Source organism: Corynebacterium sp. MSK035, assembly GCF_030232615.1.
Lineage (GTDB): Bacteria > Actinomycetota > Actinomycetes > Mycobacteriales > Mycobacteriaceae > Corynebacterium > Corynebacterium jeikeium_D.
Genome location: NZ_JASPJP010000001.1, coordinates 200319 through 214154 on the forward strand (window position 1 = coordinate 200319; position 13836 = coordinate 214154).

A 13836-nucleotide genomic window follows, 5' to 3' on the forward strand; every position below is an offset into this window, starting at 1 on the left:
GGTCACCAATCGGAAATACCTCCGCGTGTGCGGAGAAGAGCGTATGAAGCCCAGGACGGCGTGACTATCAGGGGAAATACCTCCGCGTGTGCGGAGAAGAGCTGGGTAAGCCGATGAATGATGCGATTGACGCGGAAATACCTCCGCGTGTGCGGAGAAGAGTGCAGCAGATCGAAGGTAAACAGCTTGTATTTGGAAATACCTCCGCGTGTGCGGAGAAGAGATACGAGTCCGGCTTGTCCTTCTGGGATTGCTGGAAATACCTCCGCGTGTGCGGAGAAGAGCGATGGGTGAGATGGGCCAGATTTTCAACTCCGGAAATACCTCCGCGTGTGCGGAGAAGAGGGGAGTGAGCGTTCGACTGCGCCGGTTTGTTTGGAAATACCTCCGCGTGTGCGGAGAAGAGAGTTCCCGACCTGCGGTTTTACGAAGAAGTTTCTTCAAGTCCGCGAGTTTCGGCAGATAAGGTCACAGGCAGCAACAGACCATCGAAGTCCTGAATCACTCGGCGATTACTCCCCATCGTATTTACGGCGAACCCCTGCTCTCGGGTGGGATCATTATTAATCATCGTTAGACGTCCCTCCCCTATAGCTCGGCTGCACCGGCTCCATAGATTATCACGAACGCGTCTCGACACGTTACCTACAAAAACTCCAGTATCAACTTCAACTAAGAAACGAGTTAGATACCCTCGGAGATGTTCCGGCAAATTAGATGCAGTAAGTACCAAAAACATAAGGGATGCGCCTACTGTTACTGGGGTCGATTTCCATACTGTGTATGCCCAGCCACTTCGTCGCCCCGTCCCGCAATCAACCGGTCATCGTCTCTTTCTGGCAGATACGGTTCGAGAATCTCCATTAATACTCCAATCATCTCTTTCAACATGCCCCTTCGATGAATCTCACGGCGAATTTCCTTCCGAACTTCTTTTAGAGCGTCACCACTTTTCGAGCATCGGAAAGACAACGGAAGCGAAACTTCAGGTTTATATAAATCAGCCAGATCGAACAACAAAGAACGGGCATCGCCACGATGGATTACTCCCAGCGCAGGGTTAATCCCCAAAGCTTGGCAGGCGGAAGCGGCACAGCCGTATAACATTGAGTTCGCCAAATTGAGGCACAAGTTCACTGAATCTTCAGCTGTAGTATCACGCCGAAAAGCCTTGACACCATGCTCTCGAGCTAAAGACCGATATGTCTGTTTCATCATCCGGCCTTCGAGTCCACGCATCACGGCGATGCTGGTCTCTTCGGAATCAATGTCCAACCCAAGCTGGCGCCGATACAGGATAACCGCAGCTTTCCTCTGGTTACGTTCCGATGATACAAGCTTGGCTTGGGCAATCGCCCATCGAGCAGAGCTCGTCAATGGTACAGAGTAGGAATAAGAAGGCACTCCTCCCCCACCGGTGAACATGACTGTCACCCCTGCACGGGTACACGAAGTCATGGCCGCCGCTGAAATGCTCGTCCCAGGCCCTAAATGCAGCACAGCCAAACCTGAAACCGGTAATTGCACACGCTGAATCAGCGACTCGCCTTCGACTTTCGAATAAGCGACAACACCGGTCTTGTCCTGGCGCACGCTACATCGCTCGAGGTAGAGGAAACTAACTCTATCTTCAAAACGAACCTGGTGTCCTGCTGGAATTTGAGAGAATGCAATAGCTTCCTCTGAATAAGTCACTACGCACCGGTCGCTTTCCCGCTGAATCCTAGGAAACCAACCAAAGAATCGTAGAGTTCATGCGCCTCGACGGCATAGTACTGACTCAAGAGGGTTTTAGCATCGGCCAGTGAGATTGGAGACTCAATCTGCGAAAACTTGCTCTGTCTCATCGGCATAGAAGCCCTTAGCGCTTTGCGGATTCGCTCACGATCCCCGCTGCGAATCGATCTCAGTTCCTCGACATCTCCTTGCCATCCGCCTGGAATGCTGTCCCCGGAATCCAGGAGAATAACTCGCACTGACTCCTCCTCGATAAGGCGAGTTCTAGCATCACCGCCATCCAAAGATAGAGCAGACTCATTACTAAAGTTCTCATGGAGATTGGCCATGCGGTATTCCGGGTCTAGGATCTCTTCGACTTCGTAAGAGACGCTTTTACCCTTACGCGCCATTAGGCTTTCAGCTGCAACCTGATCGAAATCAGCATCCGTTGCAGACGGGTTCTTCAAATCGTCAAAACTCACTGAAGCAGCATCCACGAATTCCTGACACTCCTCCGGCATCTTCAGAACTCGATGCTGCTGGATCCACCGCGATGTGCGAAGCATCTCCGCTTTGTAATACGGATATCGCAGTTTTTCGCTTACTTCAACACCATCGACCACTCGAATCAATGGAGTGTGAATCCCAGGAATTCTTTCGCTTCTTGACGTATCTTGCCTTCGCCACACCCTACCGATTCGCTGAATCAGCGAAGCTGAAGGACACAAATCCGTAGTCAAAATATCCATGTCAATATCGAGCGAGGCTTCAATCGCCTGCGTACCTACGACGGTCACACCAGTGGCGTTACCGTTAGGTCCGATTATTTTTTCCAGCAACTCTGCGTTACGACGTCTATGTTCCGAAGTCATCGCGGAATGTAGCACGACTACATTGTGCCCTGCATCGGACAATTGTCTCGCTACTGATTGAGCCCAATCCACTTGGTTCACAATTACTCCAATACGTGCTTGCGGGAACCGTAAGCGTTGTTGGATTACCCATTCCGCATGAGCACGGCAATTGTCGGAGTGACTGATCTTTGTGTGATTAAGTTCTATATCTCGTCGTAGAACATCAAACGGCAGAACTGAAACTACTTTAGACTCCTCAGCCTTCTTGACCCGTTCGCCCCCAGAATTATGCTCTAGTGCGCATTCCTCCCGCTGCACACTTTGAACTTGGCGACGAGGACGAACAACCGCTACTGCGGGAAACTCAGCAGGTTTGTCAACATTCACTCCTGAGTATGCATGTACAAGTCGTCTGTATTGCCAGCTCGGGAAGGTAGCAGTCAGAAGAGTTACTCGTGCACCAACTTTGCCAAGCCACTCAAGAACAGTGCTCAGCAGCTCTGTCTGATAATGATCAAGCGTATGAACTTCGTCAACAACGATGTGGGCATTGGCCAAGGACAATAATAGTAAATGTAGCCATTTTGTACGGAGTCCGGCTTTCAAACTCTGATCAACCGTTCCCACCGATACAGCTGCCATCAGTCGTGACATCCCGGCTCTCACGAATGATGCGGGATACAGTCCGCCAGATTCTCTACAGCTAGGATCCCCTTCCGTATCATCATGGAAGCTACTTACTGGGGTGTCGTAAAAATCCTCAACACTCGCGAGGCTATGAGCCAACGACGCTACGTTCGGCGTGCTAGAAAAAGCACGCTGCACACGTCTCATTAATGCATTCGTTGTTGCTTGGGTTGGCAGTAAAAACAGGAGGCGCTCATTCTTCTGCGCATGGCGAAGCAGAGCCGCCTCTGTCTTCCCGATTCCAGTCGGAGCCATGACTCCGACAAGCCCGTCACCAGCGTCACGAACTATTTTCTGGATGTGCCGTGGACTACGTTGCTGCAGAATAACTGACTCTGCGTGCTCCTGCGATTCCCAGCCAGAGTAGATGCCAAGGTTTTCACGGACGTATTCGTCTGCCCTCTCGAGCTGAACTCGATACCACTCGGTTGGGTCATTGAGATTAAGCTCACCTCGGCTTGTGGCTGCTTGCGCGTTCTCAACCCACTCATTATTTGATGCCAAACGATCAGCCAGCACGGTCAGTCCAGATAAAAGGATAGAAACCGCAGGGTCACACTCTTCGGGAAGTTCGTTTCGCGATACCCCGACGGCCCTCTCAAAACACTCTTGAATATTCTCGTGCGCAGTCTTCCATCCTTCCCATTTGAGCATCTCATCGGCACGTTTCATGGAGGATGAATGCATCTTTCCACGGAAGGGAAGGGTAAAGTAGCCATGATGACCTAAAGCTGGCAGTGTCGCCCACTGTTCTCCGATGGTTGAATCCCCGAGATTCATTCCGCCGATACCGATTGCAGATACGCGTTCATGCCTACGAAGATCGCTGTACCTATTCCAGCGCTCCATCTTCTCCCGTGGAACGGGTTCGTAATTTCCACTGTCACGAATCTCGGATCGGACTTTTCGCCACGATTCATCGTCCCGCATGTGCTGAAACTGAAATAGCGGGTTGGCTTTTCCTAAATCATGCATACCCACTACCCAGGCCACGATGCACTCCGCATTTTCTCCCAGTGCATCGCTTATTTGGAAGCGCAGCTCGGGTCGAAGCCAATGCCTAAACAAGTAAGTACCTACCGCAGCTGCATCAAGCATGTGTGCTAAAAGCGGATACGTCTCAGCGTTCTCACCCTTCTTTGCCCAAAGCTCGGAATGGACAAGTGAGTCACTCATGGAATTGCCTTCACGCTTAGCATCCCGCAGCCATACGCCTTTTCCCTGCCGACACCTTCGAGAATCAATCTGTTTAGAGCCTCTGGATCGTCGACAAGCGCAGCACCATCCAAAACATCAACCTGAATGGCCATTCGGGAAGACTCCCGTTCGGTGGCCTTCAGCACCTCTCGCTGATGGTTAACCAACTGCACCTCCTTCAAGGCTCCAGCGAGTTTGTTCTGAATCCACGGAGTAATTGTTGTCCGCCCCTGCTCAATTGCGTCTATCTCTTGGTCATATGGCACGGGCGTCACGATGGTCTTCATCTTTCCATCATGCTGTTCACGCTTTCGACGAACTGCATTGACAGCTACACGAAAGACAACTGGCTGACCGGGCTCAAGGTCGAATAATTCCACAGTACGACTTTCAGCCCCTCGAAGCTCACCGAGATGTACAGGTTCCACCGAAGACTGGATAAGGAAGTACGGGGGGTGACCTGCAGTGAAATCAACTCGGAAAAGAATTTTTCCTGTCTGTCTGGGATTTGCATCAAACTCCCCAAAGAGGCTCATCACAGCCCTGTGTCGGAACAACGGAGAGTCAATCGACGACGGGACAAAGCTCTTTTTCTTGTTTATTCTTCGCGAAAGCAAAGAATGCACTGGAACCTTAGTCAGAAATACTGTTGCTGTCATGAAAACCTCTCTATTTACAGCATCAACGGTACAGTGAAACTGGTCTCCGCTTTCGTGGAGGTACTTCGTTATATTCGGCTATTTGCACACCTTCTCCGCGCTCGTGGAGGCACTCTCAAATAGCCAACCAGTTTTATTAATACTTATATTCGGCAATTGCTTGCGACGTATTAACCTCATCGGTACCATAAAGCAGTACCTAGCGAAAGTGAACTACGAATGAAGATAAATGCTCTCACGGATTCACCCTTCCTAAGAACACCGAACGGTCGCTCAACCGTTCGAGACCTCCTTCTTTCATCACATAAGCAAGACACCGCCATCAGCGTCGATGGCGCCGCATATCAGTTCACGGCGCAGTTACGTTTCCTCGCTGCGATCACAGCAGTGGCTTTACGTCACACATCAACCCCAATCGAAGAAATTGTTCAGGGCGGCCTACCAGAAAATGCTGTCGACCAGGCAATTACAGATTTAGCTCCGGGCTGCGACCCCTTTGATTCAATTCAGCCTTTTCTTCAACGTCCACCACTGCCATGCGATGGCCCAAAGGACAAAGCCCACCTACTGATGGCTGGACATTTCCCTATTAAAAAGCTCTCACCGGCAATGCTCCCCGACGAGGGCGAGACGTACTGGAACCTAATCAATGACGGGACTCCAGCCTTAGCACTGCCCGACGCTCTGCTAGCCCTCGTGGTGTACCACCACCTCTCAATGGCGGGAAATAACAACTACGCAGGAGACAAATGCCAAATGGGAGCTCCAGGCATGCGTTTTGTGGGCGCCGATTACACCGCGACTGAGGTTATCCAAACCGGAGATACCCTTCTGGAAACCTTGCTGTACCAAATACCGACATCATGGGTAAAAGGCAGTGGCCTTCCGGCTTGGGCAGATCGAACGTGCAACAATTCCACACTCCCGGATGCTCCAAATCAGGCGCATCCACTTTGGCGAGCCACATGGAGCTCCAATGCTCCAGCATGCCATTGGGAAGATGGGGTACTTAATGGAGTTCGCACAGGCGGCATCCCCGAAGAGTGGTACTTCAAACCCGAGATGGGCACAAATAAAACGACATACAAAGAATGGTGGGATCAGCGCAATACACTTGACCCGTTCTACCTGTATGAAACGCGTGAAAAAGGCGGCGAAACCTTAGTTCGTGTCGACTTGGGGCGAGACAACACTGACCTTGCCGTTGAGTGGGCCGCAAATAACCGTTCAAACAAAGTGCATGCTCGAATCTCAAGCCGCGCATTATCCCGCTTACCCAACGACGCGCCGCTCATTTTCGCACAACACCTAATTGCAGGTACAGCTAGCTCACCAAATATTCGCGCCAGCGAAGTTTTCTTTCCCTCATCTGCGGAATGGGCATTCGATGTCGACGAAGACTTACAAGAGGACATTCAGCTTCAAGCTAAACTTATCAACCAGCTGCATCGCAGGGTATGTCAAGTGTTTAGCAGGAAACCCACGAAATCTAAGTACCCACCCGCAGTTTTAGATGACATGATTGACCGAAAGCAGGACGCTTCAAACGCTTTCTGGCGCAATATTTCAGCGGTTTACCAGGACATATTGAACGACGCTCGCAGATTCTATAAAGCTCAGTCTCCTTCACCTTTTACGCACAGCTACGAGATGCCAACCGACCTCAGAGACCGCTGTATTGACGCGTCGTTGTGCGCATTTGATGAAGTTGTCAATCCCCATTCCATTCAGGAGCCAGCACGAATCGCATATGTCCGAGCGCAACTCCGAAATGGATTACAAGCCTTAATACCCAAGCCGGCCAGTACCGAGGAGAGTTTCTAATGACATCTTCCGAAGCTAATAGTGTCCACACAATGTGGGCAACGCGGTTAGCCAGCGTTCTCGCCTTACGAGACGACGCAAATATCCAGTCACCCCGTTGGAGAAAGACTCGAGCAGAGCTGCGTCGCGGAGCCTCACCAGCAACCGAGCACTATGCCTATCCGCATGTTCTTCCGTATGCAGATCCGACACTTTCCGACCATCAAATAACATCACTCGTTCGTCTCTTTGCTTTGGTAGCAGAATTCGACCAAGTTCCTCACTACCGACCACCGAACACAACAGACACAAATGGACAAAAGAAGATTCGGAGGATCGGGCATTGGGCTCGACAAGTCTCAATTGCTCAAGCGAAGAAAACTGGCGAACAATTTGAGGCTAATCCCGACGACCTCGACTCCGTTGGCCAGCGCCTGCAATTCATCTATTCACTCGATGCGGAAGAGGCAATTCTTAACGTTTCGCGTATCTTGAAAATTGCAACTGCCCTGCCCGGACCTATTCCGGCGCTCGACTACTACGACCTGTTCCGGACCTTCCTATATTGGGGCAATGGATTCACGCCTGAGTCACAGAACATTAGGCGCCGAATGCTGCGAGACTATTTCTCTTACTTCGCTGAAATTCCAGAGACCTCCTCCAACGCAGATAACGACAACAAAGACAACGCAACAACATAATTCTGTCGTAGAGGCATAAACAACTCCCCGAGAAAGGCCTAAACTCCATGCCCCATAACTTGACCCTCAGCATCGTCACCGCAATCCCATTCAGCAATCTAAACCGTGATGACACCGGAACCCCAAAACGAATTAACCAGGGCGGAGTTCTTCGAGCCCTCCATTCTTCTCAATCGATTAAGCGCAGCATCCGGTTACGCTACGAAAACGCGTCAATGGACCTAAGCATCCGCTCGGGTGAACTCGCCGAAGAAATCGTCGAAAGAGTCCTTGAACTGAACCCCGACGTTGACCGGAAGGCTGCACTGAAAAACGCGAGATCAATCGTCGGCAAGCTCACCAAAGCTGAAACACCAGCTAAGACTTCTGGCGACGTTGATTCGCAAACCCAAAAGGCTGAATCCGCTCGTTCGACGTGGATGTCAAATGAAGAGATCAATACTGCCGCCCAGACTGTGCTGGCCAGCCTGACGAGCGGAAAGGACATCAAGAAAACCGATGTCAACGACTTTATTCAGGAGCACCGAACAGGATCACTAGCAATCGCTGCCTTTGGTCGAATGTTCGCCAATTCCCCTCAAAACACAACGGAAGCGGCCCTCAGCGTCTCCCCAGCAGTAACAACTCATGCGACCAGCATCGATACCGATTACTTCTCAACTGTCGATGATCGACACGAGGCACAACATCGAACTGGGGCAACATATCTCGGAGTTAGCCAGTACACCAGTGGCGTTTTCTACCGCACAGTCAGTATCGATAAGAAACAGTTGCGTGAAAGCTGGTCAGCTTTCGATGCAGAAGACTCTCGAGAAAACGTCCGGGAATTGATTCGATCAGCTATCTATGGCCAGCCACGCGGCAAAGAGCACAGCACAGCCCCATACGTCCTTCCAGCCCTAGTACTCGCTGAAGAACAGCGCTACCGGACTGCATATGACTTCCAAACTCCGGTCATCCCCGAAGGAGCTGGAGGATTCCTCGCAGCTACAATCACTTCCCTTTCTCAACAGTATTCCGCAGCACGAAGCTTTGACGCCGGAAACTTCGGCCCCACTGAAGCCCTCGCTGGAACTTTCCCAGGGCTTGAAGGCAAGTTCGGCAAACTCGAGCCGACTCAGCTGGACGACCTCATCGACACCGTCGTGAAGTGGGTTTTTGATGACTGATTCAGTGTTCATTCGGCTGGCTGGGCCAGTTCAAAGTTGGGGCAAACCAGCCATCACCGGTAATTTCGTCAAAACTGACAAAATGCCTACAACCACTGCACTCCGCGGACTGATTGCTGGTGGCCTTGGATACCGCCGAAATGAATGGCCGGACTGGATTTCTGATATCGAGTTCACTGTTCGAGAAGAACGCCGACCTACGTTCGTGGACGACTTCCACACCATCGGCTCGCGTGAAGATGAGTGGGACTTTCGGCGTCGTCTAGCGATTAGCCAAGGACTTAAAGCCAAGTCAGCAAAATCGGTTGCCTACAAACCCGGTGTCGGAGCGACTGTGGTCGTCCGCCGAACATACTTGGCCGATGCGGAATTCATCGTCCGCATAACCTGCGAGGGACACACGGAGGACATTGACCGAGCTGTTTCAGACCCGGTATTTGTTACGTACTTAGGCCGCAAAGCGTTTTCGGCAACTTTCCCGTTCTATTTAGGCACGGGAAAACCCGAGCTTCTCCAACGAATTCCGAATATTTCGAAGGACACCCAACTCGGAGATAGCACTACAGTTAATCAGTACTTTTTAGCAAAAGGTGCGGGCACACGCCCCGCAACAGTTGTTGTTCCTCGTGTTTCAACTCGCGCGGAATGGATGGGCAGGGTCGGCCAACTGGGTTTGAAGCTACGGTCAACGATTCAAGAAAACTAGAAGCACCGAACTTCGGCACAGTGGGATTTTGATTCACAACGCACGAGCGTGGCTAACGGTATCTCGCGTATCTGTCAATTTCGCCGCCGGAGTCCACGCGCCGAGTTCGTGGCCGGCGGGCGTCGTGAAGCAAAAGCGAAAACTACCTGGGAAGTCGTATGGTTCCTTGACAATCTTGCCACCCGCGGACGTGACCTGCTCGTAGGCGGCATCGAGATCCGCTGCTCGAATGAGGGGGCATGATTGCGCGGGTGGGATCCTCGGCGTTGATTCAGCTGACGATGCCAGAATCGCTGGTATCGGCGCAGTCGTCGCCGTACATGGCGTAATTCCACCCGAATACGCTGGAGACGAAGTCGCAAACGGTACTCAGCTCCTCGACGGACGACACAGGAAACTCAATGTCATCAAAGAGTGCGCCAGTCACGAACTAATCCTAAGGCAGAATCGAGCCCCCGCCATTCGCCTGCCACATTGCAACGCGCCCCACTCTCGCGCCACATCACCAAAACTACTTATGTAATTACCCCCGGTTTCTCCCATAACCGCAGGTGAGAGACTACAGCGAGTCAACTTTCTCCCCAGCACCCCTCAAATCACCCCCGGCAATCCGCCATTCGTTATAGAGTGACGCACGACACTTTACGACGAATCTGTGAGGTAAAAACACATGACTTCCGCCACCATTCAGCCGGGCGGCGAAGCCTTCATCTACGAGGCAATTCGCACCCCTCGCGGCAAGGGCAAGAAGGACGGCTCCCTCCACGAGGTACGCCCGGTATCACTTCTCGTCGGCCTCATCGACGAAATTCGCAACCGCTTCCCAGAACTGGATGAAGAACGCATCAGCGACCTCATCGTTGGCTGCGTCAGCCCGGTCGGCGACCAGGGTGCGGACATTGCCCGCACCGCAGCACTCACCGCAGGTCTGCCGTACCGCACCGGCGGTGTCCAGATCAACCGCTTCTGCGCTTCCGGCCTCTCCGCCATCAACTTGGCTGCTCAGAAGGTCCGCTCCGGCATGGACGAGCTCGTCCTCGCCGGCGGCGTCGAGTCCATGTCCCGCGTGCCAATGATGTCCGACGGCGGCGCAATGGCGATGGATGCACAGGTCTCGTTCGCGACCGACTTCGTCCCGCAGGGTATCTCCGCTGACCTGATTGCATCGCTCGACGGCTTTGACCGCGAGTCCCTCGACGAAATGGCAGCGCTCTCCCACGCCCGTGCCGCAAATGCATGGTCTGAGGGCCGCTTCGACCGCTCGGTCGTCCCAGTCAAGGACGCTAACGGCCTGACCATCCTCGACCGCGATGAGACCATTCGCGAGGGCGTCTCCGCAGAGTCCCTCTCCGGCCTGCGCGCAGCCTTCACCATGATGGGCGAGCAGGGTGGCTTCGACGCAGTTGCACTGAAGAAGTACCCGCAGCTTGAGCGCATCAATCACGTCCACCACGCAGGTAACTCCTCCGGCATCGTCGATGGCGCTGCACTGACCCTGGTTGGTTCTGAGAAGGCCGGCGCAGACATGGGTCTGACCCCACGCGCACGCGTTGTCGCCACCGCCGTTAATGGTGTCGAGCCGACCATCATGCTCACCGGTATCGAGCCGGCTGTCCGCGAGGCACTGGCCAAGGCCAACCTGACCGTCGACGATATCGACGTCTGGGAAATCAACGAGGCGTTTGCCGCCGTCGTCAAGCATGCTCAGCAGAACCTGGGCATCGACTACGAGAAGCTCAACATCAACGGTGGCGCAATGGCCATGGGTCACCCGCTGGGTGCAACCGGTGCCATGATCACCGGCGCCGCAATCGACGAGCTGCACCGCACCGGTGGCCGCTACGCCCTCATCTCGCTCTGTGTGGCTGGCGGCATGGGTGTTGCAACCATCATCGAGCGCGTCTAAAGCAAACCGGAACGAAACTCACAGCGACAATTACCGCGGTCACACCGCGATAACCACAAAGGACTGACTGATTTATGAGCACAGATAACATGTTCCGGTGGGATCAGGACGACGCCGGAATCGTCACCCTCACCATGGATGACCCGAACGCACCGGTCAACACCATGAACAAGACCTTCCAGGACGACATCCGCGCCACCGTGGAGCGCCTGGAAAACGAAATTGGCGACGGCTCTGAGACCTCCATCAAGGGCATCATCATCACCTCTGCGAAGAAGACCTTCTTCGCAGGCGGCGACATCAAGCAGATGTCCAAGGCCACTGAGGACGATGCAGCTGACATGTTCAACATGGTCGAGGACATGAAGGCCTCCCTGCGTCGCTTGGAGAAGCTCCCGGTGCCAATTGTTGCTGCCATCAACGGCGCAGCACTGGGCGGCGGCCTCGAGGTCGCGCTGGCTGCTAACCACCGCGTTGCTGCCGATGCCCGCGGTTCCAAGATTGGCCTGCCAGAGGTCACCCTCGGCCTGCTGCCGGGTGGCGGCGGTGTTTCCCGCGTCGTGCGCATGCTGGGCATTCAGGACGCGCTGATGAAGGTCATTCTGACCGGCGCTCAGATGAACCCGGGCAAGGCTCTCGCAGCTGGCCTCGTTGACGAGGTTGTTGCTCCGGAGCAGCTCATCAACACCGCTCGTGCATGGCTGACCAGCGAAGACGCCAAGGCCGCACAGCCGTGGGATGAGAAGGGCTTCAAGATCCCGGGCGGCGATCCGAAGACTCCTAAGTTCGCAATGAACCTGCCGTCCTTCCCGGCAAACCTGACCAAGCAGCTCAAGGGCTCCCCGATGAAGGCTCCGCGCCTTGCGATGCAGGCTGCCATCGAGGGCTCTCAGGTCGACATCGACACTGCACTGCGTATCGAGTCCCGCTACTTCACCGAGCTGGTCACCGGCACCCAGTCGAAGAACATGATGCAGGCGTTCTTCTTCGACCTCAACCACGCTCAGGGTGGCGGCTCCCGTCCACTGCAGGCTGACGGCACCCCGTACCCGAAGCGCGAGTTCAAGAAGGTTGCCGTTGTCGGCGCCGGCATGATGGGCGCAGGTATCGCCTACGTGTGTGCAAAGGCTGGCATGGAAGTTGTCCTGAAGGACATTTCCCTGGAGAACGCCGAGCGCGGTAAGTCCTACTCTGAAGGTCTGGAGGCCAAGGCTCTCAAGCGCGGTCGCACCACTGAGGAGAAGTCCGCAGCGCTGCTGAACCGCATCAAGCCGACTGAGTCCTACGACGACCTGTCCGATGTCGACCTGGTCATCGAGGCCGTCTTCGAGAACACCGACCTCAAGCACAAGGTTCACGCCGAGATCGAGGCCGCAGTTCCGGAGACCTGCATCCTGGGCTCCAACACCTCCACCCTTCCGATCACCGAGCTGGCTTCCCACGTCAAGCGTGAGAAGGACTTCATCGGCCTGCACTTCTTCTCCCCGGTGGACAAGATGCAGCTGATTGAGATCATCTCCGGCGACAACACCGACCCGGCAATCCTCGCCGCTTCGCTGGACTTCGCTGTTGCAATCCGCAAGATCCCGATTGTTGTCACCGACTCCCGCGGTTTCTACACCTCCCGCGTCATCGGCACCGTCATCAACGAGGCCCTGCGTATGGTCGCTGAGGGCTACGACCCGGCCATCATCGAGGCCGCTGGTCGCCAGGCTGGTTACCCGGCACCGCAGCTCCAGCTTGCCGACGAGCTTAACCTCAAACTCATGGAGAAGATCGCTGGCGAGACCCGCGCTGCCGCCGAGGCTGCAGGTCAGACCTTGGACGAGGGCGGCGTACCGGCTTTGGTCGAGGCCATGCTGCACAAGTTCGAGCGCCCGGGCAAGCTCGAGGGTAAGGGCTTCTACGAGTACGTCGACGGCAAGCGCTCCGGTCTCTGGCCGGGCCTGTTCAATGAGCTCCGTGAGGAGCTGAACATCGCCCCGATCGCTCCGGAGGACACCGACCTGCAGGAGCTGGTCGACCGCATGCTCTTCATCGAGGCCATCGAGACTCAGAAGTGCGTCGACGAGGGCGTTCTGCTTCACGACGCCGACGGCAACATCGGCTCCATCTTCGGTATCGGCTACCCGGCCTGGACCGGTGGTACTCGCCAGTTCATTAAGAACTACGACGGCGCCACTGTTGTCGACCCGGCCGCAGCTCACCCGGAGCGCCGCGGCGTCGCGGGCTTCGTCGAGCGCGCCGAAGAGCTGGCCGCTAAGCACGGTGAGCGCTTCAACGCTCCGGAGTCCCTGAAGAAGTAGGACTACCCCGAGCGCACCCCGGTTGCTGGAATTGTTCCAGTAACCGGGGTTTTTCGCCTTCGAGGCCACGTCAACGGCGTAGCACCGCTGAACGCACCAGCGCACCAACCCCAATTCGGCCTACCCGTT

The 13836-nt window shown here is 54.5% G+C and carries 12 protein-coding genes and 1 CRISPR repeat array (1 of these 13 cut by a window edge); of the genes, 6 read left to right on the plus strand and 6 right to left on the minus strand.

Annotated elements, in window-relative coordinates; translation table 11 throughout:
• A CRISPR array of direct repeats spans positions 1-406; the repeat unit is 29 nt; unit sequence GGAAATACCTCCGCGTGTGCGGAGAAGAG; it begins 233 nt to the left of the window's first position.
• Positions 407-424: 18 nt separating this feature from the next.
• From cas2e to cas6e, 4 genes are read right to left on the minus strand one after another with little or no spacing between them, the layout of a single operon-like run.
• Positions 425-739 (minus strand): type I-E CRISPR-associated endoribonuclease Cas2e, encoded by a 315-nt coding sequence (gene cas2e, locus QP978_RS00875; RefSeq protein ID WP_083295731.1) that lies wholly within the window; start codon positions 737-739, stop codon positions 425-427.
• 17 nt (positions 740-756) lie between these two features.
• Positions 757-1695 (minus strand): type I-E CRISPR-associated endonuclease Cas1e, encoded by a 939-nt coding sequence (gene cas1e / locus QP978_RS00880; protein WP_070549970.1) that lies wholly within the window; start codon positions 1693-1695, stop codon positions 757-759.
• The gene (locus tag QP978_RS00885) at positions 1695-4436 is read right to left on the minus strand and encodes a CRISPR-associated helicase/endonuclease Cas3 (protein WP_070549969.1); all 2742 of its coding nucleotides are present in this window, start codon (positions 4434-4436) and stop codon (positions 1695-1697) included. The genes cas1e and QP978_RS00885 overlap by 1 nt, the downstream gene beginning before the upstream one ends.
• A complete protein-coding gene (gene cas6e, locus QP978_RS00890; protein WP_070549968.1) occupies positions 4433-5116 on the minus strand; it encodes a type I-E CRISPR-associated protein Cas6/Cse3/CasE in 684 nt (227 codons plus the stop codon). Before cas6e ends, QP978_RS00885 begins: the two co-directional genes overlap by 4 nt.
• A gap of 219 nt (positions 5117-5335) precedes the next feature.
• Between cas6e and QP978_RS00895 the strand changes: the two genes are divergently transcribed.
• From QP978_RS00895 to cas5e, 4 genes are read left to right on the plus strand one after another with little or no spacing between them, the layout of a single operon-like run.
• Entirely contained in the window at positions 5336-6940 is a 1605-nt protein-coding gene (locus QP978_RS00895; protein WP_070549967.1) for a type I-E CRISPR-associated protein Cse1/CasA, read from the plus strand.
• The gene (locus tag QP978_RS00900; RefSeq protein WP_083295730.1) at positions 6940-7620 is read left to right on the plus strand and encodes a type I-E CRISPR-associated protein Cse2/CasB; all 681 of its coding nucleotides are present in this window, start codon (positions 6940-6942) and stop codon (positions 7618-7620) included. The genes QP978_RS00895 and QP978_RS00900 overlap by 1 nt, the downstream gene beginning before the upstream one ends.
• Positions 7621-7679: 59 nt before the next feature.
• Entirely contained in the window at positions 7680-8789 is a 1110-nt protein-coding gene (gene cas7e, locus QP978_RS00905) for a type I-E CRISPR-associated protein Cas7/Cse4/CasC (protein ID WP_308813178.1), read from the plus strand.
• A complete protein-coding gene (cas5e, locus tag QP978_RS00910) occupies positions 8782-9495 on the plus strand; it encodes a type I-E CRISPR-associated protein Cas5/CasD (RefSeq protein WP_070549964.1) in 714 nt (237 codons plus the stop codon). The genes cas7e and cas5e overlap by 8 nt, the downstream gene beginning before the upstream one ends.
• A gap of 33 nt (positions 9496-9528) precedes the next feature.
• On the opposite strand, the gene QP978_RS10820 is transcribed toward cas5e, so the two are convergent.
• Together QP978_RS10820 and QP978_RS00920 are read right to left on the minus strand one after the other, a co-directional pair.
• Entirely contained in the window at positions 9529-9825 is a 297-nt protein-coding gene (locus QP978_RS10820) for a VOC family protein (RefSeq protein ID WP_350309293.1), read from the minus strand.
• Positions 9767-9922, minus strand: coding sequence for a hypothetical protein (locus QP978_RS00920; RefSeq protein ID WP_168162084.1), 156 nt, complete (start codon positions 9920-9922; stop codon positions 9767-9769). Before QP978_RS00920 ends, QP978_RS10820 begins: the two co-directional genes overlap by 59 nt.
• Before the next feature lie 243 nt (positions 9923-10165).
• Here QP978_RS00920 and QP978_RS00925 point away from each other — a divergent pair, with 243 nt between their 5' ends.
• Both QP978_RS00925 and QP978_RS00930 read left to right on the plus strand, forming a co-directional pair.
• On the plus strand, positions 10166-11401 hold the full coding sequence (locus QP978_RS00925; protein ID WP_070549963.1) for an acetyl-CoA C-acetyltransferase: 1236 nt from the start codon (positions 10166-10168) through the stop codon (positions 11399-11401).
• Positions 11402-11475: 74 nt separating this feature from the next.
• Positions 11476-13707, plus strand: a complete 2232-nt coding sequence (locus tag QP978_RS00930; protein ID WP_070549962.1) for a 3-hydroxyacyl-CoA dehydrogenase NAD-binding domain-containing protein — start codon at positions 11476-11478, stop codon at positions 13705-13707.
• Positions 13708-13836: the final 129 nt, after the last annotated feature.

Bases quoted from the DNA above. Each gene is read 5' to 3' on its own strand.
- cas2e (WP_083295731.1), bottom strand. From the start codon at position 739: ATGTTTTTGGTACTTACTGCATCTAATTTGCCGGAACATCTCCGAGGG.
- QP978_RS00885 (WP_070549969.1), bottom strand. From the start codon at position 4,436: ATGAGTGACTCACTTGTCCATTCCGAGCTTTGGGCAAAGAAGGGTGAG.
- cas6e (WP_070549968.1), bottom strand. From the start codon at position 5,116: ATGACAGCAACAGTATTTCTGACTAAGGTTCCAGTGCATTCTTTGCTT.
- QP978_RS00895 (WP_070549967.1), top strand. From the start codon at position 5,336: ATGAAGATAAATGCTCTCACGGATTCACCCTTCCTAAGAACACCGAAC.
- QP978_RS00900 (WP_083295730.1), top strand. From the start codon at position 6,940: ATGACATCTTCCGAAGCTAATAGTGTCCACACAATGTGGGCAACGCGG.
- cas5e (WP_070549964.1), top strand. From the start codon at position 8,782: ATGACTGATTCAGTGTTCATTCGGCTGGCTGGGCCAGTTCAAAGTTGG.
- QP978_RS00925 (WP_070549963.1), top strand. From the start codon at position 10,166: ATGACTTCCGCCACCATTCAGCCGGGCGGCGAAGCCTTCATCTACGAG.
- QP978_RS00930 (WP_070549962.1), top strand. From the start codon at position 11,476: ATGAGCACAGATAACATGTTCCGGTGGGATCAGGACGACGCCGGAATC.